This window comes from Peribacillus sp. NPDC060253 (assembly GCF_042727425.1).
GTDB lineage: Bacteria > Bacillota > Bacilli > Bacillales > DSM-1321 > Peribacillus.
On sequence record NZ_JBHXAS010000034.1, the window covers coordinates 22,835 to 44,901 of the forward strand.

Sequence of the window (22,067 nt, forward strand, 5' to 3'; positions counted from 1 at the left end):
GTTCTTTTTTTGAAAGGGGAAGCATATGGCATCAATAGTGACGAAAGGGAAAGCTATGCTAACAAGCGCTTATAAAATGGCTTTCGCCGTGGCAGGTAAAGTGTTGCCTGCAGATCAAAAGCTTGTTGTTTTCGAAAGCTTTTTAGGCAAGCAGTATAGCTGCAATCCCCGGGCGATTTATGAATACTTGCAGAGTCACCATCCAGAATATAAAATGTATTGGAGTGTAGATAAAAGGTATACATCTCAATTCGAAGGGGCAGGTATTCCATATCTCAAACGTTTTTCACTTAGTTGGCTGCTCAAAATGACTCGAGCCCGCTATTGGGTTACGAACAGCAGGCTGCCGTTGTGGATTCCTAAGCCGAAGCATACGGTCTATTTGCAAACATGGCATGGGACTCCTTTAAAGAAGCTTGCTGCAGATATGAAGGAAGTGCATATGCCTGGGACGACCACGGAAAGTTATAAAGAAAACTTCCATGCCGAATCAAGCAAATGGGATTATTTAATATCCCCTAACGCTTATTCTAGTGAGATTTTTGCCAGAGCCTTCAATGTCGATCAATCTAAAATTATCGAAACAGGTTATCCACGTAATGATTTACTTTACAATGGAAATAATCGTGATACAATCGATTCATTGAAACGGAAGTTGGGTATACCATCAGAGAAAAAGATCATTTTATATGCCCCTACGTGGAGAGATGATGAGTTTTATGGCAAGGGGAAATATAAGTTTGACATTAAACTGGATTTGAATCAATTGAAACAGGAATTAGGGGATGAGTATGTTATATTGCTCCGTCTTCATTATTTAATTTCCGAGAACTTGGATTTATCGGCTTATCAAGGGTTCGCCTACAATCTATCCAGTTATGAAGATATCAGTCATTTGTATCTAATTTCAGATTTATTAATAACGGATTATTCCTCAGTATTCTTTGATTACGCTAATTTAAAGCGTCCGATGCTTTTCTATGTATATGATATAGAAAACTACAGGGACAAGCTTCGCGGGTTTTACTTTGATTTTGAAACGAATGCACCAGGTTCGTTAGTTAAAACGTCTGATGAAATCATTGATAGCATCAAGGCCATTGAATCAGAAAATACAGTTGAAATGAATCGTTTTCACGAACGGTTTTGTGCGCTCGAGGATGGCCAGGCTACACGACGTGTTATAGAAAAAGTGTTTTTAGGAAGGTCTGTGTAATATATGAGTTCAGCTTTGACCGTTTTAAAAGAACAAATTAACAATTTTTATTTGGCAAGGCGTTTGTCTGTTTATGAGGTGAAAAGTGCCAACAGCAGTAACTATCTGGGAATCCTATGGGAGATCATCAGTCCGATGATTCAGATTTCGATCTATTGGTTCGTGTTCGGATTTGGGATCTTAAATCGCGGAGAGGAGTTCCTTCCATGGCTGATGGCAGGGATCGTAGTCTGGTTTTTTGTGACGGCGACTACAACCCAGGTATCCAAATCTGTCTATTCCCGACTGAATATGGTATCCAAGATGAGCTTTCCGTTGAGTGTCATTCCTACTTATGTCATTTTTGCGAAGCTATACCAGCACCTTCTGCTGCTTGGAGTGATTATCATACTTTTAGGCTTTACTGGTTACCTCCCTACATTTTATATCATACAACTGCCGTATTTTATTGTAGCTACGGTTACCTTGTTATTTTCATTTGGATTAATTTCTTCAACCTTAGCTACCATCATTCGTGATGTTCAAAATATAATCGTGTCCTTAATGAAAGTACTGTTTTATTTAACACCAATCCTTTGGGTAATAAATGCTAATGATCATCCGATCATCGCCAATATCATGAAGTTAAATCCACTATATTATATTGTGGAGGGGTATCGGGCTTCGTTATTGGGGGAATCATGGTACCTGATAGTGCATTGGGAATATACGCTTTATTTCTGGGCAGTCGTAATCCTCTTCTTTTTGATAGGTTCCTCGCTGCATGTTAGGTTTAGAGATCGCTTTGTTGACTTTAAGTAAACGGAAGTGAGAAAAATTGGAAAAATCGGTAATTGTCAAAGACGTAACGAAAAAATATAAATTATATAATAAAAGCTCGGAAAAATTGTTGGATCTCCTTTTACCGAAAAGCTATGGTGAAGAGTATTTTGCTCTGAGGAATGTTAGCTTTGAAGCGGAAAAGGGTGATGTGATCGGATTTGTCGGTGTCAACGGCTCCGGGAAATCAACTTTGTCCAATATTATTGCCGGCATTATCCCTCCAACGGATGGAAATGTCCAAACCAACGGGAAACCGGCTTTGATTGCCGTTTCATCGGGCCTTAATAATCAATTGACGGGCAGGGAAAACATCGAACTTAAAATGCTGATGCTTGGATTCGACAAGAATCAGATCAAAGGACTGGAGCCTGAGATCATCGAGTTTTCAGAGCTTGGTAAGTTCATTGATCAACCAGTGAAATCCTACTCAAGCGGGATGAAGTCCAGACTTGGTTTCTCGATTTCGGTGCATATCGATCCAGATATCCTTATCATCGATGAAGCCTTATCAGTGGGGGATAAAAACTTTGCTGAAAAGTGTCTGGAGAAGATGAACGAGTTTAAGAAAAAAGGTAAAACGATGTTCTTCGTCAGCCATTCAATCGGCCAGATGAAGAAATTCTGCCAAAAAGCTTTATGGCTTGAATACGGAGAGTTAAAAGCATACGGTGCCATGAACGAAGTCATGCCGCAATATGAAGCATTCTTGAAAGAATATAACGCCATGTCTAAAAAAGAGCAGAAAAAGTACCGTGAAGAACAAATGAAACGGCGCAGTACTGCACTGGTATGAATAGGATAAGCAGACCCTAGCATTGGGTCTGCTTGTTTTTTTAGTTGAGCACTTCTTGGTAAGCATTCTCGAACCGCTCTGCTGCGGTAAGATGGGAGTATTCGCTTTCCATTTTATATCTCGCGTTAGAGGCTAACGTTGCAGCGTATGCTGGGTCATGAAGCAGATTTGAGATGGCTTGTGCAAGTGCTTTTATATTTTTCTCTTCCACTAGCAGACCATCTTCACCATCATCGAGAATTTCCTTTAATCCTCCGATTGCACTGGCAATGACAGGTGAACGGCAACTCATCGCTTCTAGTGCAGAAATGGATGTCGCTTCTTCCACGCCGTGTGAATGAACACTTGGGATGAGTACGATATCTGACGCTTCATAGAGGTTATGCATTTTCTCGAATGGCACTGACCCTAAGAAAAGCACGGAATCGGTTAATTCCAGTTTTGCTACCGTTTCCTCAAGCCTTGTTCGCTGTTCTCCTGTACCTGCATAAACCAATACCGTATCAGGATGATTCTCGAGCACCTCAGGAAGAGCCATGAGCGGATAGATGACACCGTTCTTTTCGGTCATTCTTCTAGGAACGAAAAGCATCTTTTTATGTAGGGGGATTTGAAAATCTTGACGGGTCTGTTCACGCTTTGCGCTGTCCGGTTTGAAAGCAGACACGTCAATGAAGTTCTTAATCGTATCTGCTTCGATATGTGCTAAATGGTTTATATAGTCTTTGATCCTGTGATCGACCGTCACCACTTTTGCAGCCGACTGATAGGCTTTTCTTTCAAGCTCCCGAATGATTAAATCCTCTTCACTATCCGGAAGTAGAGCACCCCTGCTAACTGCTTCGAATGAATAATACCCATGGACAGTTTGCACCGTTGGAATCCCGGATTCAATGGAGGCAAGCGTTGCGAAAATGTCTTGTGCATTAATGACATCATAGTTCTTTTTCAAGTTTTTGATGGAAGAAGCCAATAATTTCTGGCGTTGACGGTCATTGTAAAGCTGGCCGCTTCCCTGTTTTACTTTATTCAATAAAAAACCGGGTGCCTGGGCGAGTAACTTCTTTTTGAACGGTGGTAATTGAGAGAAAGATAATATATCTACATGATGGCCCCGTGACATCAACCCCTTTTTTAACGTAGTGATATGACTTGATAGCCCTCCTTCATGAGGGTAGTTGAAAATCGTTGTAATTAATATGTTCATAATGGCACTCCTTCTTCTAATGTATTAATTCGATTTGATCTTTCTCAATCCTTGCAGGCTGCTTACTTTAAAAAGCATGGATAATGCGATATACAATCCGAAAACAAGAAGCGAGATGATCACTAATTCAACAATGATGGGAAACGTTAGTGTAAGCGGGTGGATCCAGAGTGCAAGTCCATAAATGATGGTTCCTATGATGATCAGCTTTCCGCTTTCCTGAAAAACTTCCCTGAAAGCGGCTATGTCCTCTCTTTTTGTTTTAAGCCAAAGGAAGCTAAACAAGTAGAGAGATTGCAGGAGCATGGAAATGCCCGAGGCTAAGGCAATTCCACCGACACCGAGATAGCGTGATAGGACCCAGCTGAGCAGGACATTAAGTAATACGGCAATCAAGCAGGAATACATAGCCACTTTTGTTTTTTTTAAGGCGTAGAAGGCATTCATCAAATAATCCCTAAAGGCAAAGAATGGGAGGCAAGCTGAATAAAAGAAAAATGCCGCATAAGTTGTTTCTGTAGCCGAAGCATCAAAAGCCCCGCGTTGGAAAGCCAGAGTGATTAAGCTGTTTCCGCTGATTAACATGACGAGCATGAAAGGAATGGCTAAAAATATAAGCGACTTCAGCCCCTTTAAGGTCAAATTAAGGAAAGATTGATAACTTATAAGGGCTCGCTCGACGATTGATGGATACAAAACGGTAATCAGCGGTGTAAGGACAATGCTTAACGGCAGCCACAGCAGCCGGTTCGCATAGTTAAGCGCTGATACGCTTCCAGTCTCGAGCGAGGTGGCAATAATCCGATCGACGACACTATTCAATTGGATGGCCAAAGCCGCGATGATAATAGGATAAAAGGTGTGCAGCGTTTGGATGATCTGCCGTTTGTGGGGCAGGAAAGAGATGATGGGCCGGATTCCGTATTTCTTTAATGATGGGTATTGAATAAGGAATTGGCTTGCTGCACCGAATACGAACCCCCAAGCCAACCCTTCCACCCCAAAGGCCGCAGCGAACAATACGGTGGCTAGAATGATGACCGTGTTTTGGGCAGTAGAAGTAAGGGCAGGAAGGATAAAACGCTTATTCGCATTCAGGACGCCCGTCGCCATGTATGAAAGTGTGAAAAAAAGTAAACTCGGAAGCATGATCCGTGTCAAGGATTCGGTTAGTGCAAGCTCTGAATCCGAGAAACCAGGGGCCACCATCATGACGAGCGGCTTGACGAAAACCATGCAGGCAATGGTCATGACTCCGGCTACCAGCATAAAAAAGGAACCTAAGACACTGATGAACTCATCAGCTCTCATTGGGTTTTTCGCTTTCTTCTCCAAGTAAATGGGGATGACGCCAGCCTGAAGGCCACTGCCGAGAGCCGTAAATAGAATAGTGGGAATGAGGCTTGCCACGAAAAAAACATCTGCCATTGATGAGGCACCGAAATAGGCGGCTATGATCGACTCCCGACCGAATCCGAGGACTTTTCCGATGGCTGCAATGATAGTGACGAGCCCGACCGATTTAATTACATTTGAAAGAGTAGGCATATTTTCAATCCTTTAAAATAATGTCCTTTTGTAAACAGAATCCTAAACAACTATAAAAAAATAGGGTAAACGTTTTATCTTCGAGAATATTGTAAAAAAGTCCTGCTATTAATGCTGCAGACATCAGGCAGAAGGTGAAGACTGCAAAAGTTCCATTTCCCGATATAATGATTTTACGGAATGCAAGAAGGACAAATGCAAAAACTCCGAGAAAACCTAGCGCCCCAGTTTGAACTAGAATCTGGATATATTGATTATCGGCATACATCCTTTCACCGATTTGATATTCCTGATAGATCGGTGAAGGAAAGGAAAGGGTGGCTGAATCACCAAAAGTAGCCAGCCCCGTACCTATTATGGGATGATCTTTGAAAATTTCAATTCCCTTGATTAAGACATATAAACGGCCCCATTCTGTACTCTGGTGAAGAGTCTTATCAGAGAACATTTCTGAGAAACGATTGGAGAGGGCATGTTCATGTTCGGAAGTGGGTGTGCTGCCAATCACCAAATTTTCCATGGGAACGGCTGCGGATATCTCCGCTTTGCTTGAAGCGAATAAAACCGGGTAATAAATGAGAAGCAGGCCGAGACCCAATGCTCCTATAGCATATTTGAAAAATGATTTATTTTTAGTCCACACCATGAAGACAAGTGCGGCGAACCCGAATGCAATCATCGCACCCCGTGAATAGGTGAGCAGTAAAGTTCCAGAAAGTAAGATGGCTGCTAGAAAGACGATGAATTTATTTTTTTTCAGGGCTTGAAATAAAAAGAAACTTAGAAATAACTGGATGCTTAAGAACAAGGCAAATACATTAGGGTTGCCAGGTGCCCCATAAATCCTCATTCGGTTCGTTGGTGAAAGGTTCCACATTTCCCAGGCATGGGGAAGCAGGACCGTGCGTGAAAAGATTTTCTCCACGATGCCATGAAGGCAAAGTATGAGTGTAAATATTAGGGTTACCTTCAAAAAGCGAAAGATATCCTTTCTTTCTAGATTTAATTCACCGATAATGTAAAGAAGCAAGAATGTAACAAGCAATGCCCGGAGTTCAAATAGGGTGGGGAGGATTCCCACTCCGTGTGTGAGTCCAGCTACGGCCCCAACTAAACAAAACAACCAAAAGGGCACTGTGAAATGATACCTCGAAATTGACCAATCGTTTCTCTTGAATCTTTCAATAAGCAAAGAAATGAATAAGGTGAGGATAATCAGGTCACCTGTATAGGTTAAGCCGCTATTCAGTTCCATAAATAAGGGACGGGCAGGGAAATAAATGAATAGAATTAATAACGGGTTTTTTTTATTTATACCGATAAAAACGAGCATCAACGCCGTAGCAATGTAACCGGTGATAGGGTAAGGCACTGCCAATGGGACAAGCAGGCACAGTATAAGAATGGGTAATGAATGTTTTTCTAGAAACTTCAAATGATTAACCACCTTTGAATCAAAATCACGTTCTATGATGTGTATGAAAATATTTCTTGAATAATACCCCACCCTTTAGATGTATAGTACATATGAAAGGCTGAAGAAAAATGACAGAAAAGTTTGTTGAGATACTATCCATACCATTCATTGATACCAATATGGATGAATTTATGAATCGGATGATCTATCCAAGATTAATGAACCAGGAAAAAACGTTTGTCGTTACGGCAAACCCAGAAATAGTGGAGTATGCAAATGAGCATCAGGATTATAAGGACATCATTATATCGGCTGATTACATCACGCCGGATGGCATTGGTATTATTATGGCCTCTAAATGGCTAAATCAACCTTTACAAGAGCGGATTACAGGATTCGACTTGATGAATGAATTATTTCGGGTCGCTGATGAGAAAGCTCTGAAAGTATATCTGCTTGGGGCGGAAGAACATGTTATTAAAACAGCGGCCCTTAAAGCAAAAGAGCAATACCCGGGTATCGAGTTAGTGGGATACAACCATGGTTACATTGATATTAAGGATGAAAACTTGGCTAAGTCCATTGCTGCACTTGAACCTGACATCATTTTGACTGCATTAGGGTTTCCTAGACAGGAAAAATGGGTTTCGATGCATTATCCCTTATTTAAAAAAGGTGTTTTCATGGGAGTTGGGGGAAGCTTTGATGTTCTTGCAGGAAAAGTGAACCGCGCCCCGGTTTTCTGGCAGAAGATGCGTCTTGAATGGTTGTACCGACTAATCCAACAACCTTCACGGTGGAAACGGATGCTTGCGCTGCCAAGATTCGTATTCAAAGTTAGGCGGTTAAGGAAAAGGGTACAGCGTTCCTGAAAATAAGGAGTGGACCTGGATGAAAGTCTTGCACTTGAACGCTGGTAATGAAACTGGCGGCGGTATGTTTCATATTATGTCCTTACTGAACCAATTGAATAAAGAGGAGTTCATGCTGGGTTTATTTGAAGATGGTGAACTTTACCGGCGGGCCATGTCTGCGGGGATACAAACCAAACTTTTCAAGCAACATTCCAAATATGACCTTTCAATTTTGAAACCTTTAAGGGACTTTATCCGTCTAAATAATATAGACATCATCCATACTCATGGTCCGCGTGCGAATATATATGGTGCTTTTTTAAAACGCCTCATTAAACGCCCTTGGCTTCTTACTGTTCACAGTGCACCCCATCATGATTTTTTAGGCAAGGGTGTAAAAGGAAAACTGTTTACAGACCTCAATGTATGGTCGTTTCAATATGCCGATCATATCCTGGCTGTATCCGATCGCTTTAAAGAGGACTTGATAGACCGAGGCATCCATACGTCTAAAATCACCAAAATCCTAAATGGAATCGACTTTGAAAAGGAATTGCCTGTCCCTTTTCAAAGGGATGATTTAGGGTTTGAGGAAGATGATTTCATCATCATCATGCCCGCAAGGCTTGAACCGGTGAAAGGCCATGAATTTGCCTTAGCCGCATTGAGTGAAGTGATATCGGAATTCCCCCATGTAAAGCTGTTGCTTGTTGGGGACGGGAGCAGGAGATTGGATTTGGAGCAGTTCGTCTTGGAAAAGGGTTTATCGAATAATGTGTTCTTTTTAGGATATCGTGAAGATTTAGAGAGAATCTATCCAATAGGGGACGTCACATTATTGACTTCCTTTAGCGAAAGTTTCCCGCTTGTGTTGCTTGAAGGAGCAAGGTCTGGCCTTCCAGCAATCACAAGTGATGTTGGCGGAGTAATAGAATTGATTCCGGATGGGAGCAAGGGCTGGATTACGGATATCGGAAATGTTAATCAGCTGAAGTTGGCCATCTGCAAAGCTTTGGAATTAAAAAAATCCGGAGAACTGACAAAGATAGGGTTTGATTTACAAAAATTTGCAAAAAACAACTTTTCTATAGAGATTTTAGCCGAAAACGTATATAATGTTTATTTGAGGATGAAAAATTAAAATAAGCAATTATATATAGGTTTTTTCTTATAGATCGTTACGGGTATTAAGATTTTTAGTTGAAATGAGGTGGTTCTTGATGTTAATAGGGGCCTTATTGGTATCCTTTTTATTATCCATTTTTTTGACTCCTTTTGTCGGAAAATTGGCCTTTAAATTAGGAGCTACCGATAAACCGAATGAGCGAAAAGTGCATAGTAAAATTATGCCGCGCATGGGCGGTTTAGCGATATTTTTGAGTTTTTTCATTACCTTCCTACTTTTTACGAATGATTTGTGGGAACAATTGCCCCTTCTAGTGGGCGCGCTTGTGATTATATTGATCGGGATAGCTGATGATATTTATGAATTAAGAGCTGCACCCAAATTCCTGGGCCAGATTTTAGCTGCCCTCATTATCGTATTATGGGGCGGATTAGAAGTGGAATTCATCAATTTGCCGTTCATTACCGATACACTTGAATTTGGTATTTTAAGTACGCCGATCACTATATTATGGATTGTCAGTATCATTAATGCCATCAACCTAATAGATGGACTTGATGGTCTTGCAGGCGGTGTCTCGACAATCGCATTAGTGACAATTGCAACAATGGCCCTTATAAAAGGGGATTTATTCGTTGCTATGGTTGCATTAATCGTGATTGGAAGCACTCTTGGCTTTTTGAAGTACAATTTTCACCCTGCAAAGATTTTCATGGGAGATACAGGTGCCCTATTTTTAGGATACATCATTGCTGTTCTTTCCCTGCTAGGATTTAAAAACGTTACGATGATTTCCTTGATCGTGCCAATCATCATTTTGGGTGTTCCCATTTCAGACACATTTTTTGCGATTATCCGCAGGGTCGTCAATAAACAGCCGATTTCAGCTGCTGATAAATCCCATTTACATCACTGTTTAATAAATTTGGGCTTCACTCATAAGCAGACTGTCTTGCTCATCTATGCTTTAGCTGCCTGCTTTGGCTTAGCTGCGATAATCTTTTCATTTGCAACGATGTGGGGAGCTTTGATCCTTGTAACGGGTCTCCTTTTGATCATAGAGATTTTTGTGGAGAAAATTGGCTTGGTCAATTCAAATTACCAGCCGCTTCTGAAGATGCTCAATTTTAAAAACAAACCATGATTGCTTTGCAAATAGATTACTAGATTCGTGTATTGAAAGATAGGAAAGCCTCCAACCAGATATGGTTGGAGGCTTTTTTGTTTTGGAGGTGAGGGAGTTCATCCCCCGGTGGGATAGAAAGGCAAGTAGCCAGGATCATCAGGAATAAAGAAAACCCCACTTTGGGGAGTGGGGTTTTCACTTTATTCTTCTACTTTTGATTGAACGGCTTCAGTTTGATTCGTAACGTCTTTAGGTCCCAAGTTTAAGTGGGATTGAAGCAGTAGCTTAGTATTCGCTACTGATGTTTCATTCAACTGATAATAATAGGTTCCGTTTATGGTGGAATCCTGACCTTCAAGTTTGATTGTTTCAAGATTTAGGCCGTTATCGGTAGTCACATATTTTATGAACCCTTTAATTTGTGAGAATTGAAGGTTCGTTGTCATATTGTCACCGACAGCTTCCATTACGTCTGTATATTTCGTTAAAGATCCAGCAGATGTTGCTTTGGCAATAATGGCTTTAAGGACTTCCTGTTGACGCTCACCACGTTGAATATCACTGTCCTTCTTACGAGTTCGTGCAAAGGCTAATGCTTCTTCACCGTCGACAGTCTGTAATCCTTTTTCGAGATGGATGGCATTCTTTTTGTCATGTGAATCGATTTCATTCATTTCATAGGGTACGTCGACTTCGATTCCATCCAATGAATCGACGACATCAATGAAAGCATTAAAGTTCATGCGGACATAGTAATCGACAGGGACATCGAAAAGTTCCTCTACGGTGTCCATTGTGGCTTTTGGTCCACCGGCCGCATGGGCGGCGTTGATTTTCGTGGTTACGCCTTTGGCTGGCACATACACATAAGAGTCACGTGGAATGCTTAAAAGTTTAATAGATTTCTGATCTTTATTGAATGTTGCCAACATTAAAGCATCCGAGCGTGAGTTTCCTTTATAGTCACGTTCATCACTATCATCAATTCCTATGAAAAGAATGGAGAAATTATCTTCGAGCGGGTCGACCGTTTCACTTCTCTTAGCTGAAGCTTCCACAGGGTCATAGGAATCATTGAATACATTTTGGGCTTTCATATATAGAGTTGCAGCATACGTAGTAGCTCCTAGACCAAGTACCAGCAGTGGAACAAGGAGTAACCAGAGCCTCTTTCGTCTTTTTTTCCTTGTTTTCTTAATTTTATAGACACGCCTAGTAGTAGACATCTTTTTCTTCTCCTTTTAAATAGCGAACTTCAGACATAAATCGCTATTTTTCGAATCCTACAGTTTATATTTCGTCATATATTTCTCTTAATTTTACAATGATTTAATAATTTCGTAAAATAAATATTTCTTTTCAATTATATTACAGCATAAAAAAGGAAATATATGCAGGAGAAAATCAGGAGAATGCCTGCTCTAAATATAGCATTTCCCCTTCGGTAATAATGCCTTGACCGTTTGTCAGCTCTGTCATCCAGGCGGTATATGCTTCTTTTTGTGTTTCCTCCACATATACAAGGATGTTGACCTGATCAAGGTACATAATTTCCTTTATTTGATAAACGGAAGACCGCAATTCGTTTTCCAATTTTCCAAGCCAAGTATAGTCGACAGTTGTCGAAATGACCCTCATTAATTTTCTAATGACTACACCTGTAGTATCTATTCCTTCTGAAGTCGCTTTACTATAAGCACGAATGAGGCCGCCAGCACCAAGTTTGATACCCCCAAAATACCGTGTGACCACAACTGCGGTGTCTTTTAGTTCTTTTTTCTTAAGAACCTCAAGGATAGGGACGCCTGCAGTACCGCTTGGCTCTCCGTCATCGAGGGCCTTTTGGACTTGGTTTTGTTCCCCAATCATATAGGCTGAACAATTATGTGTGGCGTCTTTGTGCTTTTTCTTGATCTCCTGGATAAAGGCCTGGGCGGCTTCTTCTGTTTCGACACGGGCGATGTGGGAAATAAAACGGGACTTTTCAATGACGATTTCATGTTCCCCGCGACCTGTCACCGTTAAATATTGAGTAAGCATTACTATTCCACCTTCGTACTTCCTATTAGTTGATTCATTATAAAGCTTTGAGGAAAATGTGGCAATGATCAGTCATTTTTATGTAGTATGTGTAAAGAAACTTTAATATAAGAAAAATTTGTACGTGTTATAATAAGTTCTATTGTTTGTTATTGTAATTTGTTGGTCATTTATGCTTAAAAGAATAACATTGTAGGAAAAACATTGAGTTTTGTGCCAAAATCCTTGCTTGTCCATTTCATGTCCTCTCATTTCAAGGATTTTGCCATTTAATAAATGCATCTGTTTCATATAATAATCAAATGAGCGGAATATCCCATTTGATTGAATAGGTTCATTTGTATTAGGATAATGGAAATGGACGTTTACCTTTAATAGGTAGAGTAGACTATTATGTTGTCCATAATAGACATGAATACGAGATGTATACCATATATGTCCATTTTGTGAATATCCGGTAATGAAATTAACGTATTTTTATTCTTTTTTTGGTACAATATGTTCATGAAGGTTACTTCATCCAAATTTGACCATTCATGAAAAAGGAAAATGAACTTTTGCCATATACATAGTCTTTAAGACAATAATGATTAAGTCTTTTGATTTAAGTGGAGGGATCTTAATGTCCATAAAAAAAGTTGATGCTAAAGCATTGGACAAGATCTTAGAAACAATGGTGAGCACTGTTAGTGAAAGTAAGGATGAAGTCTTTGATATCGGCGAACAATGCCGCAAAGATTTTGAATCATTAACAAAAGAGCTTGATGATGTAAAAATAAGGGTCGCCATTGTGATAACCGACAGCGATGCACTGGATTCAAAAGCCAGGTTTGCTCGAAAAAGGCTTTCCGAAGTCAGTATGCACTTCAACCATTTTTCTGAAGAACAGGTGCGCGATGCTTATGAAAGGGCACATAAGCTGCAAGTCGATTTACAAATAAACCGGCAATTGGAGAAAGAGCTCCGTAATCGCCGGGATGAACTTGAATTAAGGTTAAGGGGTTTACAGCAGACGATCGATAAAGCCGTACATCTCGTCTCGCAAATCTCGGTTGTACAGAATTATTTAACTCAGGACCTGAAGTTTGTTGGGGAAGCGCTTCAAGAGGCTAAACGCAAACAGGACTTCGGTTTGAAAATAATCGAAGCGCAGGAGCAGGAACGTAAAAAGCTCTCACGTGAAATTCATGATGGTCCGGCTCAAATGTTGGCAAATGTCATGATGCGTTCAGATCTGATAGAACGTGTACAACGGGAGAGAGGTCCTGATGAAGCGATCGTGGAAATCCGCAGTTTAAAAGTCATGGTAAGAAATGCTTTATATGAAGTGCGCAGAATCATCTATGATCTTCGTCCTATGGCACTGGATGATTTAGGCCTTGTACCTACCCTCAGAAAGTACCTGCAAACGACCGAAGACTATAATACTGGCGTACATTTGAATTTCGTCAATCTTGGGCAGGTCAAAAGGCTTCCTTCCGATATGGAGGTCGCTTTATTCAGGCTGGTTCAAGAGGCTGTACAAAATTCATTGAAGCACGCGGAGCCAAAACAGGTTCAAGTTAAACTGTCCATTTCCAAAGAGATGGTGACCGTCGTCGTCAAAGATGATGGAAAAGGGTTTGATTCTTCAATTCAAAAAGAAGGTTCCTTTGGCTTGGTAGGCATGAGAGAGAGAGTCGAGCTGCTTGAAGGTGAAATGACGATCGATTCACAACCAGGCGCAGGCACTTTGGTGTTTATACAAATTCCCTATCATTTATAAATTATAGAGAATAGGCATTATAAATAGAAACTAGGAGGAAGAAGCCGTTGAAGACTAGTATCATCATTATCGATGACCATCAGCTTTTCCGTGAAGGCGTTAAGCGTATATTAGATTTTGAATCATCCTTTGATGTTGTTGCCGAGGGCGATGACGGAAGCGAAGCTATGGATCTCGTTGAAGCACATAAACCAGATGTTGTTATCATGGATATCAACATGCCGACCATGAATGGGGTCGAAGCAACAAAAATGCTTGTGAACCGTTACCCTGAAACAAAAGTCATCATCCTTTCCATTCATGATGATGAGAACTACGTACAGCACGCGTTGAAAACGGGAGCACAAGGTTACCTGTTGAAAGAAATGGACGCAGATGCGTTAATCGATGCCGTTCGCGTAGTAGCTGAAGGCGGCTCATACCTTCATCCGAAGGTTACCCATAATTTAGTTAAAGAATATCGCCGCTTAGCAGCTGAAGAGGGCGCTGATCGTGATTCCGTACATACAATAGAAATCAGGAGGCCGCTTCACCTATTGACTCGACGTGAATGTGAAGTCCTTCAACTTTTAGCTGACGGAAAAAGCAACCGTGCCATCGGCGAAACTCTATATATCAGTGAAAAGACAGTCAAGAACCATGTGAGTAACATTCTTCAGAAGATGAATGTGAATGACCGTACACAAGCGGTTGTCCTAGCCATTAAAAACGGCTGGGTAGAAGTGAAGTAATTGCAGCTTTCGATAAGTCCGGCTCTTCAGTTTCCGTAACGTGCTGAAGTGCCGGATTTTTTTTTCGCATGCCGGACTCACTTTTGGTTTTACATATTTATGGTAATCCAGGAACTGTTTAATGAAAATAAAGGCGTTTTCAGATAAAAGGGTGAATAAGATATAGAGTAAATTTTTATAAGGATGGTACTATTTATGAAAACCGCAGTCGTAACAGATAGCACTGCATATATACCTAAGGAAATGCGTGAACGTTTACATATACATATGATGCCGCTTAATGTCATTTTCTCCAATGAGGCTCACCGGGAAGAAGTGGATATTGCTGCGGATGAGTTTTATGAGGAAGTAAAGAAGCATGATAAATTACCTACGACTTCACAGCCTCCAATCGGACTGTTTGTCGAGAAGTTCGAGGAGCTGCAAAAAGAATATGATGATGTCATTTCGATTCATTTATCGAGTGGCATCAGTGGTACGTATCAAGGTGCGGTATCGGCAGGAGAAATGGTTGAAGGAATCAAGGTTCATGCCTTTGACTCGGAAATCAGCTGCATGGTCCAAGGGTTTTATGTGATCGAGGCTGCTAAGATGGCACTTGATGGACAGGGTGCAGGAGAGATCATGGCCAGGCTCGAGGAAATGAAACCGTCCGTCAGGGCATACTTCATGGTAGATGACCTATCCCATCTACAGCGAGGTGGACGCTTAAGCAGTGCCCAAGCATTGATTGGCAGTCTGCTTCAAGTGAAGCCGGTTCTCCATTTTGTCGATAAAGTCATCGTCCCGTTCGAAAAAATCCGCACCAGAAAAAAAGCAATGAAACGGATTGCTGATTCACTTGGGGATGATGCGGCAAGCGGGGAGAAGTATAAAGCCGTCATTATTCATGCAAAGCGTGAGAGTGAAGCTAAAGACTGGAAAACCGAACTTGAAGCACGGTTCCCGAATGTCGAATTCGACATCAGCTATTTCGGTCCAGTAATCGGAACCCATCTGGGCGAAGGCTCGATGGGGATGGGTTGGTATAAAATATAAGCAGAGACGTCCTTCCTCGAAAATGGGGAAGGCTTTTTTTTGTGGAGCAAAGAGGGAAAAGGGATTTGAGTGTAAAAAGCGAATAATATTGGAGAAGTGTAATTTATGAAGAAAGAAGGTTACAGTTTGGAACAAATGATCATTTCTCCCCCTTTTTCCTCGGAACTTCAAAATCATCTCTCAGGAAGACATCTTTTGGCCTTCGAAATTCCTTTTTCCCAAGAACTCATCGCCGAGCATCTCAAAAATGGGTATGTTTCGGAAACGTACGGCGTGCAATCAGAAAATGGTCGTTTTAACTGTGTGCGCTGCGGTAACAGAGATCCAGCCTTGTTTTATACCTTCCCGTGCAGGATATGCAATCGGGATTGTACTTACTGCCGCTCATGCATCATGATGGGACGGGTCAGTGAATGTGCAAAGTTATATAGGTGGACTGGTCCCTGTTTGCAGTTTGCCATTCCTGATAAGTTGATGAGTTGGGATGGCACTCTATCTGCAGGGCAGCAAACGGCCTCGCACTGTGTCGTTGATGCGGTAAGCGGGGAAAGTGAATTTCTGGTTTGGGCTGTATGTGGTGCCGGTAAGACGGAGGTCCTATTTGCAGCCATTGAGGCAGCCTTACTTGCTGGGAAACGAATCTGTTTAGCAACACCAAGGACGGATGTCGTTCTCGAACTCTCACCAAGGTTAAAAAAGGCTTTTCCCTCCATTGATGTCTCATCCTTATATGGCGGCAGTGCTGATCGCCATGGGTTTTCGCCGCTTACAGTTTCCACGACCCATCAGCTTTTCCGCTTTATAGAAGCCTTTGATGTCATCATTGTCGATGAAGTCGATGCGTTTCCCTACACGGCGGATGATTCGCTCCATTATGCGGTTAATAAATCGAAAAAGTTTTCGGCCGCAACCATCTACTTGACCGCAACACCTTCGAAACGTATGCAACGATTATACCGAAACGGCAAATTGGAAGCTGTGACAATCCCAGCCCGCTACCATCGTCAGCCGATCCCTGTCCCTGAAATGAAGTGGTGCGGTAACTGGCAAAAACAATTTCTTAAGAAAAAGATTCCACCGGTAATTAACAGGTGGGTGAGTGAACGCCTACAGCAGAATATCCCCTTCTTATTGTTTTTTCCAAGCATTCAAGTGATGGAGCAGGTCATTCCGCTGTTTCAAATGCTATCCCCTAAATTGAATTTCGTTCACTCACAACACCCAGATCGAAAAGAAAGAGTCATGGCATTAAGGAATGGCGAGGTTCCAGGATTATTGACCACGACCATCCTGGAACGAGGCGTCACGATTGAACGGTTGGAAGTAGCCGTGATTGGTGCTGAGCATGACGTTTTTACAGATAGTGCCCTCGTTCAGATTGCAGGCCGTGTAGGGAGAAGCAAAATTCACCCTACAGGGACGATTACCTTTTTTCATTATGGTAAAAGTAAAGCCATGGTCGAGACGATTAACCATATCCGAATGATGAATGAAGCTGCCTCAAAAAGGGGGCTGCTGGATGAGTAGATGCCTCGTTTGTGATGAAGGAATAAAAGAAGCGTTGACGTGGGGGAGCCTGTTCAAGCGGTCTGAGGCAAAGGCAATCTGTGAAAGATGTGAGGGGAAGCTTCATGTGATAACCGGAGAAACATGTTCAATCTGCTCAAGGGAGATGGACGGGAATTACAGCACCGGTGACCACTGTCTGGATTGCTCAAGATGGGAAAGGAATAAGGAATGGGCAGGCTATTTATCCAGAAACATATCGCTTTTTCATTATAATGAATACCTAAAAGATATTATTGCCAAATATAAGTACCGAGGCGATTATGCATTGGTTGGGATTTTCGTCCCTTTTTTGAAAGATAGGCTAAAGGATATGGAGTTTGACCTGGTAACGGTCATTCCGCTTAGTGATGAACGGCTTAGGGAGCGTGGATTCAACCAGGCACAGGCTTTGGCAGATCTTCTTGGACTGCTTACTGTTGATGTCTTAACGCGGATCCATACGGAAAAACAATCAAAAAAATCACGTCGAGAGAGGATGGCATTACCGCAGGTTTTTCAGGTCACACAATCGGATTTGCTGCAGCATAAATCCATTCTGATCATCGATGACATTTATACGACGGGCACGACCCTCAGGCACGCTGCCAAGGCATTAATGACAGCTGGGGCGAAAGGCGTATCTTCCATTACTCTGGCTAGGTGAAACAGCTTATTTTAATGAACTTCCCTAAAGTATCGCTCGTATTATTCGATATATACAATACTGAAGAATAATCGTTGTGAAGGTGAAGGAGGGGCCTCAATGGAAGTATTCAATTGTCCAAATTGTCATTCATTATTCGTTATGACGAAATTCCGTGATGTTTGCGATGCCTGTTATAAAGAAGAGGAAGCCCAATATGATAAAGTTTATGCATATATTCGCAAGAAAGTTAATAGAACGGCGTCCATGATACAAGTGGTCAAGGACACAGGCGTGGAAGAAAATTTGATTATAAAATTTGTGAGAACAGGTAAGCTGAGGATTGCGCATTTCCCCAATTTAGGCATTCCTTGTGAAAAATGCGGCACTCACATCAAGAGCGGAAAGTTATGCGGCAAATGCAGCGATTCCCTCGTTATGGATTTGCAGGCATATGAAAATGAGGGAAAGCGCCTAAGTAACATGCGAGAAAATAATAAAAAAAATGCGTATTACATGAAGGATGATCAAAAAGGATAATTCATGGCAACATGATTAATGATTTGTTAAAATATTCGATATTGAGAACGATGATCGTCAATAGGTGGTAAGATTACAAGAAACCATAAAAGATATCCCTTCCTTGTCGATAATAACGATAGGGAGAATCACACAGTCCAGACCCATTCTCATGGTCTGTGAAGGAATCGTAATATAATGGGATTAAAAAATCAACCGAAGGAGAGGATCTGGAATATGAAAATCAATAACGTCGGTATGACAGGTGTTAACCCATATAATCTTCAAGCCAATAAAGCGGGGAATATCAAAGAATCTAAGGTCAATGCCTCGGATAAAGTTGAAATTTCTTCAGCGGCAAAAGAAATGCAGCAACAATCTTCCATTCCTGCTGCAAGACAAGCCAAAGTGAATGAACTGAAAAGTCAAGTGGAAAACGGAAATTATAAATTGAATGCACAAGCGACCGCTAAGGGTCTGATAGATTTTTACAAGAAATAAACGCTCAATGAAAATGTTTAAAGGAAGTGGACGGAACCATTCTCCGTCCTTCATTTATGAGCAGAGGAGGCAGTGGGAATGTCTGTACGGAACATCATCGAGTCGCTTGGAAAATTGATCAAACTTCATAAAAGCTTCAATCAATTAGCGATTAGAAAAACGGCCATTTTGAAAGCAAATGATACAGAGGCAATTACAGCCCTGCTGATACAGGAACAAACGCATATTAAAGCAATCAATCAAACCGATAAGGAAAGAGAAGAGGCAGTTGCGGAATATCTTGCGGCAAATGGAATTGAGGGACATTCGGCCTCCATCAAGACCGTAACGGAATTAACAGGACCAATTGAAACGGAAATCCTTGAACGGTTAAAAGCTAAATTGATGGATGAGGTATTTAAGTTGAAGGAGCGGAACAGTCTAAATCAGCAATTGATCTATCAATCCCTTCAATTCATCAATGTCTCTTTGGATATGCTAAGGCCGCAGAATCAGAACCTGAATTACGGGAACTCGGTTGAAAAACCGGCAAAAAGCGGCATGGGAATGTTTGATTCAAAAGCATAAGAAACAGAAAAAAGATGGAGGTTTGAGTAAATGATTTCAACCTTTATGGGTCTTGAGACGGCTAAGCGCGGGTTATCCACCTCTCAAGGTGCTTTGTATACAACTGGAAATAACGTGGCCAATGCCAATACATTAGGATATTCAAGGCCGCGGGTCAATTTGGTGCAGACGTCTGGCTTTCCTACTGTCGGATTGAACAGCCCGCGGGTAGCCGGTCAAATCGGTACCGGAGTAGCGGCAGAAACGGTACAGCGGATCCGGGACAGTTTCCTGGACGCGCAGTACAGGACACAAAATAATAAAATCGGTTATTACGGGGCCATGAGCGAATCCTTGACGAAAATGGAAGGGATCATGAACGAACCAACCGACAGCGGTTTAGCCGCAACAATGGAGAAATTCTGGAATTCACTGCAGGGATTAACGGCCAATACGGAAAACTCAGGGGCGCGTGAAGTTGTTGCCTCGACGGGCGTAATGGTCGCGGATACCCTTAATTACTACCACAACTCGCTGACCAGCGTTCAAACGGATATCGGAAATCAGATAAACGTCAAAGCGAACGAAATCAATACGCTCATTAGCAGTATTGATCAACTTAATCAACAGATCAGTAAAGTGGAGCCCCATGGTTATATCCCCAATGACCTTTATGATAAACGTGATGTACTTGTTGACAACCTCTCTCAGCTTGTCAGTATAAAAGTGACTAACGTCATCCCGACGGATTACGGCAGGGCCAGTGATGCAGCTACAGGGCTATATAACATCGAATTAATGAAAGAAGATGGATCATCCTATACGCCGCCTATCAATCTAGTCAGTGTTAACCAAACTGGGATGATAGGAACGTCGAAGCTCGAAGTTAACTATGATAAAACGACAGGCATGGTAGATGGCGTGAAATTTGGTTCGAAAATAATGACGGATTTCAAATTCTCAGGAGAACTATCAGGTTTGATCAACAGCTTTGGCTATAAAAAGGATGATGGCACGATCGGGGGAGCTTACCCTGATATGCTGAAAAAGCTCGATAATATGACGAAGGCTTTTGTGAATGAGTTTAATGCCATCCATAAACAAGGATATGCGTTAGGTGACAGTAAAACGTCCACATTGAACTTCTTTGAAATTGAACCAGGCAAAAGTGCAGCCCAAAGCATCAAGGTGAACAGTGAGATCGTAAAAGATCCCTCGAAAATTGCCGCAGGCGGTAAAAGCGGAGGGGCATCCGGAGATAATGAAAATGCTAAACTCCTGGCTGACCTGAAGAAGAAAGCGTTTAGTGAGTACTCGACTAAGGACCAAAATTCAAAGGAATTGGCAGGAAGCTTCGACTCCTATTATTCAGGAATCATCGGCAAGCTTGGGGTGGATTCCCAAAGTGCCCAAAAGAACCTTTCCAACTCTGTCGTGCTCGCTACATCCGTTAATCAAAATAGGGAGTCAGTAAGCTCCGTATCCCTCGATGAAGAAATGACGGATATGATCAAATTCCAGCAGGCATACAACGCTTCTGCAAGAATGATGACGATGATGGACGAAATGCTCGATAAAATCATAAACGGAATGGGTACTGTAGGCCGATAATAGGAGTGAACGAACATGCGGGTAACGCAATCGATGCTAACCAATAATATGTTAAGCAATTTAAGCAGCAGTTACGAGAAGATGGCCAAGCTGCAAGAGCAGGTATCTACTCAAAAGAAATTTACTAAACCATCGGACAATCCTGTTGCAGCCATGATGGGAATGGGATACAGGACGAATCTCAATCAAATAGGGCAGTATCAGAGCAACATTTCTGAGGCGACAAATTGGATCGACAGCACGGATGATGCCATTAGTGAAGCAGTTTCTGCCATGCAACGGATTCGCGAGCTAACGGTTCAGGCCAGCAATGGAACGTATGAAGGCGAACAATTGAAAAATATTTCAGAGGAAATCAAGCAATTAAAAGAACATCTCGTAACACTTGGTGACACACAGATCGGCGGGAAATATATTTTCAACGGTCAGGATACGAATGTGAAGCCTTCGTCCGTTAAAGACGCCAATGGAAATATCGTATATGGCAAAGGGGACATAAACCTTGAAGTGTTTTCCGGGATTTCCCTTAAAATCAATACGGACGGTTCGAAGGTTTTTGGAGAAGCGCTTGCAAATGGTGGGAGCATCGACAAAACAATTGATGCACTGGAAAACGGCGGCGACGTGAGCGGCATGCTTGAAGGGCTTGACGCAACGATAAATACCTTCTTAGGCATGCAGGCCCAGGTTGGCGCAAGGCAGAATCGGATTGAGCTGATGACGGACCGCCTTAAGCAGCAGGAGGTCTTTGCTACCGAAATCCTTTCGAAAAATGAGGATGTCGATATCGAAAAAGCGATCATGGATTTGACGACCCAAGAAAGTGTCCATAGTGCTGCATTAAGTATCGGGGCAAAAATCATGCAACCGAGTTTATTGGATTTTCTTCGCTAAGCTATTCTTAAATGGATAGCTTTTTTCGTGCGCCCGGCATGGGTGCAATCTATAGGGTGTGAGTCCCGAACCATGAAGGCAGTAGTAATGGTTAGCTTAATGCAAGGGTGTCCATGGTGACG

At 41.9% G+C, this 22,067-nt stretch carries 20 protein-coding genes and 1 pseudogene; 16 read left to right on the top strand and 5 right to left on the bottom strand.

Going from position 1 to position 22,067, the window contains the following annotated elements; translation table 11 throughout:
• Positions 1–19: 19 nt before the first annotated feature.
• The 3 genes and pseudogenes from ACFWE9_RS11435 to tagH form a co-directional block, all read left to right on the top strand.
• Positions 20–1,216 (top strand): annotated as a pseudogene (locus ACFWE9_RS11435) (CDP-glycerol glycerophosphotransferase family protein); the annotation flags it as partial.
• A gap of 3 nt (positions 1,217–1,219) precedes the next feature.
• Positions 1,220–2,017: an ABC transporter permease gene (locus ACFWE9_RS11440; protein WP_230159065.1), complete on the top strand. Its 798-nt coding sequence runs from the start codon at positions 1,220–1,222 to the stop codon at positions 2,015–2,017.
• Between the two features lie 16 nt (positions 2,018–2,033).
• The gene (gene tagH, locus ACFWE9_RS11445) at positions 2,034–2,831 is read left to right on the top strand and encodes a teichoic acids export ABC transporter ATP-binding subunit TagH (RefSeq protein WP_230159064.1); all 798 of its coding nucleotides are present in this window, start codon (positions 2,034–2,036) and stop codon (positions 2,829–2,831) included.
• Between the two features lie 40 nt (positions 2,832–2,871).
• Here tagH and ACFWE9_RS11450 read toward each other — a convergent pair whose 3' ends face one another.
• From ACFWE9_RS11450 to ACFWE9_RS11460, 3 genes are read right to left on the bottom strand one after another with little or no spacing between them, the layout of a single operon-like run.
• Positions 2,872–4,038 carry a glycosyltransferase family 4 protein gene (locus tag ACFWE9_RS11450; RefSeq protein ID WP_230159063.1) on the bottom strand — a complete coding sequence of 389 codons (1,167 nt, stop codon included), beginning with the start codon at positions 4,036–4,038 and terminating at the stop codon, positions 2,872–2,874.
• Between the two features lie 24 nt (positions 4,039–4,062).
• Positions 4,063–5,586, bottom strand: a complete 1,524-nt coding sequence (gene murJ / locus ACFWE9_RS11455; protein WP_230159062.1) for a murein biosynthesis integral membrane protein MurJ — start codon at positions 5,584–5,586, stop codon at positions 4,063–4,065.
• 4 nt (positions 5,587–5,590) lie between these two features.
• Positions 5,591–7,021, bottom strand: a complete 1,431-nt coding sequence (locus ACFWE9_RS11460; protein ID WP_377356835.1) for an O-antigen ligase family protein — start codon at positions 7,019–7,021, stop codon at positions 5,591–5,593.
• Between the two features lie 110 nt (positions 7,022–7,131).
• Here ACFWE9_RS11460 and ACFWE9_RS11465 point away from each other — a divergent pair, with 110 nt between their 5' ends.
• From ACFWE9_RS11465 to ACFWE9_RS11475, 3 genes are all read left to right on the top strand, one after another.
• Positions 7,132–7,875 (top strand): WecB/TagA/CpsF family glycosyltransferase, encoded by a 744-nt coding sequence (locus tag ACFWE9_RS11465; protein ID WP_230159060.1) that lies wholly within the window; start codon positions 7,132–7,134, stop codon positions 7,873–7,875.
• A 19-nt stretch (positions 7,876–7,894) separates the two neighbouring features.
• The gene (locus ACFWE9_RS11470; RefSeq protein WP_230159059.1) at positions 7,895–8,998 is read left to right on the top strand and encodes a glycosyltransferase family 4 protein; all 1,104 of its coding nucleotides are present in this window, start codon (positions 7,895–7,897) and stop codon (positions 8,996–8,998) included.
• Between the two features lie 79 nt (positions 8,999–9,077).
• Positions 9,078–10,127, top strand: coding sequence for a glycosyltransferase family 4 protein (locus ACFWE9_RS11475; protein ID WP_230159058.1), 1,050 nt, complete (start codon positions 9,078–9,080; stop codon positions 10,125–10,127).
• Between the two features lie 182 nt (positions 10,128–10,309).
• On the opposite strand, the gene ACFWE9_RS11480 is transcribed toward ACFWE9_RS11475, so the two are convergent.
• Positions 10,310–11,335: an LCP family protein gene (locus tag ACFWE9_RS11480; RefSeq protein ID WP_230159057.1), complete on the bottom strand. Its 1,026-nt coding sequence runs from the start codon at positions 11,333–11,335 to the stop codon at positions 10,310–10,312.
• Between the two features lie 178 nt (positions 11,336–11,513).
• Positions 11,514–12,149 carry a YigZ family protein gene (locus tag ACFWE9_RS11485; protein WP_230159056.1) on the bottom strand — a complete coding sequence of 212 codons (636 nt, stop codon included), beginning with the start codon at positions 12,147–12,149 and terminating at the stop codon, positions 11,514–11,516.
• A gap of 622 nt (positions 12,150–12,771) precedes the next feature.
• On the opposite strand from ACFWE9_RS11485, the gene ACFWE9_RS11490 reads away from it, so the two are divergent.
• The 10 genes from ACFWE9_RS11490 (at position 12,772) to flgL (ending at position 21,945) form a co-directional block, all read left to right on the top strand.
• A complete protein-coding gene (locus ACFWE9_RS11490; protein ID WP_230159055.1) occupies positions 12,772–13,914 on the top strand; it encodes a sensor histidine kinase in 1,143 nt (380 codons plus the stop codon).
• A 47-nt stretch (positions 13,915–13,961) separates the two neighbouring features.
• The gene (locus ACFWE9_RS11495) at positions 13,962–14,645 is read left to right on the top strand and encodes a response regulator (RefSeq protein WP_230159054.1); all 684 of its coding nucleotides are present in this window, start codon (positions 13,962–13,964) and stop codon (positions 14,643–14,645) included.
• Positions 14,646–14,840: 195 nt separating this feature from the next.
• On the top strand, positions 14,841–15,683 hold the full coding sequence (locus ACFWE9_RS11500) for a DegV family protein (protein WP_230159053.1): 843 nt from the start codon (positions 14,841–14,843) through the stop codon (positions 15,681–15,683).
• Between the two features lie 105 nt (positions 15,684–15,788).
• A complete protein-coding gene (locus tag ACFWE9_RS11505; protein WP_230159052.1) occupies positions 15,789–17,210 on the top strand; it encodes an ATP-dependent helicase ComFA in 1,422 nt (473 codons plus the stop codon).
• Positions 17,203–17,895, top strand: a complete 693-nt coding sequence (locus tag ACFWE9_RS11510) for a ComFC family protein (RefSeq protein WP_230159051.1) — start codon at positions 17,203–17,205, stop codon at positions 17,893–17,895. The genes ACFWE9_RS11505 and ACFWE9_RS11510 overlap by 8 nt, the downstream gene beginning before the upstream one ends.
• A 99-nt stretch (positions 17,896–17,994) precedes the next feature.
• Positions 17,995–18,414 (top strand): TIGR03826 family flagellar region protein, encoded by a 420-nt coding sequence (locus ACFWE9_RS11515; RefSeq protein WP_230159050.1) that lies wholly within the window; start codon positions 17,995–17,997, stop codon positions 18,412–18,414.
• A gap of 216 nt (positions 18,415–18,630) precedes the next feature.
• Entirely contained in the window at positions 18,631–18,894 is a 264-nt protein-coding gene (flgM, locus tag ACFWE9_RS11520; protein WP_230159049.1) for a flagellar biosynthesis anti-sigma factor FlgM, read from the top strand.
• A gap of 78 nt (positions 18,895–18,972) precedes the next feature.
• The gene (locus ACFWE9_RS11525) at positions 18,973–19,461 is read left to right on the top strand and encodes a flagellar protein FlgN (protein ID WP_230159048.1); all 489 of its coding nucleotides are present in this window, start codon (positions 18,973–18,975) and stop codon (positions 19,459–19,461) included.
• 30 nt (positions 19,462–19,491) lie between these two features.
• On the top strand, positions 19,492–21,051 hold the full coding sequence (gene flgK, locus ACFWE9_RS11530) for a flagellar hook-associated protein FlgK (RefSeq protein ID WP_377356840.1): 1,560 nt from the start codon (positions 19,492–19,494) through the stop codon (positions 21,049–21,051).
• A gap of 15 nt (positions 21,052–21,066) precedes the next feature.
• Entirely contained in the window at positions 21,067–21,945 is an 879-nt protein-coding gene (gene flgL, locus ACFWE9_RS11535; protein ID WP_230159046.1) for a flagellar hook-associated protein FlgL, read from the top strand.
• Positions 21,946–22,067 lie beyond the last annotated feature (122 nt).

What these genes read in the sequence shown, in the direction of transcription:
- ACFWE9_RS11475 (WP_230159058.1), top strand. Translation starts at nt 9,078, where the DNA reads ATGTTAATAGGGGCCTTATTGGTATCCTTTTTATTATCCATTTTTTTG.
- ACFWE9_RS11525 (WP_230159048.1), top strand. Translation starts at nt 18,973, where the DNA reads ATGTCTGTACGGAACATCATCGAGTCGCTTGGAAAATTGATCAAACTT.
- ACFWE9_RS11485 (WP_230159056.1), bottom strand. Translation starts at nt 12,149, where the DNA reads ATGCTTACTCAATATTTAACGGTGACAGGTCGCGGGGAACATGAAATC.
- murJ (WP_230159062.1), bottom strand. Translation starts at nt 5,586, where the DNA reads ATGCCTACTCTTTCAAATGTAATTAAATCGGTCGGGCTCGTCACTATC.
- ACFWE9_RS11480 (WP_230159057.1), bottom strand. Translation starts at nt 11,335, where the DNA reads ATGTCTACTACTAGGCGTGTCTATAAAATTAAGAAAACAAGGAAAAAA.
- ACFWE9_RS11500 (WP_230159053.1), top strand. Translation starts at nt 14,841, where the DNA reads ATGAAAACCGCAGTCGTAACAGATAGCACTGCATATATACCTAAGGAA.
- flgL (WP_230159046.1), top strand. Translation starts at nt 21,067, where the DNA reads ATGCGGGTAACGCAATCGATGCTAACCAATAATATGTTAAGCAATTTA.
- ACFWE9_RS11470 (WP_230159059.1), top strand. Translation starts at nt 7,895, where the DNA reads ATGAAAGTCTTGCACTTGAACGCTGGTAATGAAACTGGCGGCGGTATG.
- ACFWE9_RS11440 (WP_230159065.1), top strand. Translation starts at nt 1,220, where the DNA reads ATGAGTTCAGCTTTGACCGTTTTAAAAGAACAAATTAACAATTTTTAT.
- ACFWE9_RS11505 (WP_230159052.1), top strand. Translation starts at nt 15,789, where the DNA reads ATGAAGAAAGAAGGTTACAGTTTGGAACAAATGATCATTTCTCCCCCT.
- flgK (WP_377356840.1), top strand. Translation starts at nt 19,492, where the DNA reads ATGATTTCAACCTTTATGGGTCTTGAGACGGCTAAGCGCGGGTTATCC.
- ACFWE9_RS11465 (WP_230159060.1), top strand. Translation starts at nt 7,132, where the DNA reads ATGACAGAAAAGTTTGTTGAGATACTATCCATACCATTCATTGATACC.
- ACFWE9_RS11515 (WP_230159050.1), top strand. Translation starts at nt 17,995, where the DNA reads ATGGAAGTATTCAATTGTCCAAATTGTCATTCATTATTCGTTATGACG.
- ACFWE9_RS11510 (WP_230159051.1), top strand. Translation starts at nt 17,203, where the DNA reads ATGAGTAGATGCCTCGTTTGTGATGAAGGAATAAAAGAAGCGTTGACG.
- ACFWE9_RS11490 (WP_230159055.1), top strand. Translation starts at nt 12,772, where the DNA reads ATGTCCATAAAAAAAGTTGATGCTAAAGCATTGGACAAGATCTTAGAA.
- flgM (WP_230159049.1), top strand. Translation starts at nt 18,631, where the DNA reads ATGAAAATCAATAACGTCGGTATGACAGGTGTTAACCCATATAATCTT.
- ACFWE9_RS11450 (WP_230159063.1), bottom strand. Translation starts at nt 4,038, where the DNA reads ATGAACATATTAATTACAACGATTTTCAACTACCCTCATGAAGGAGGG.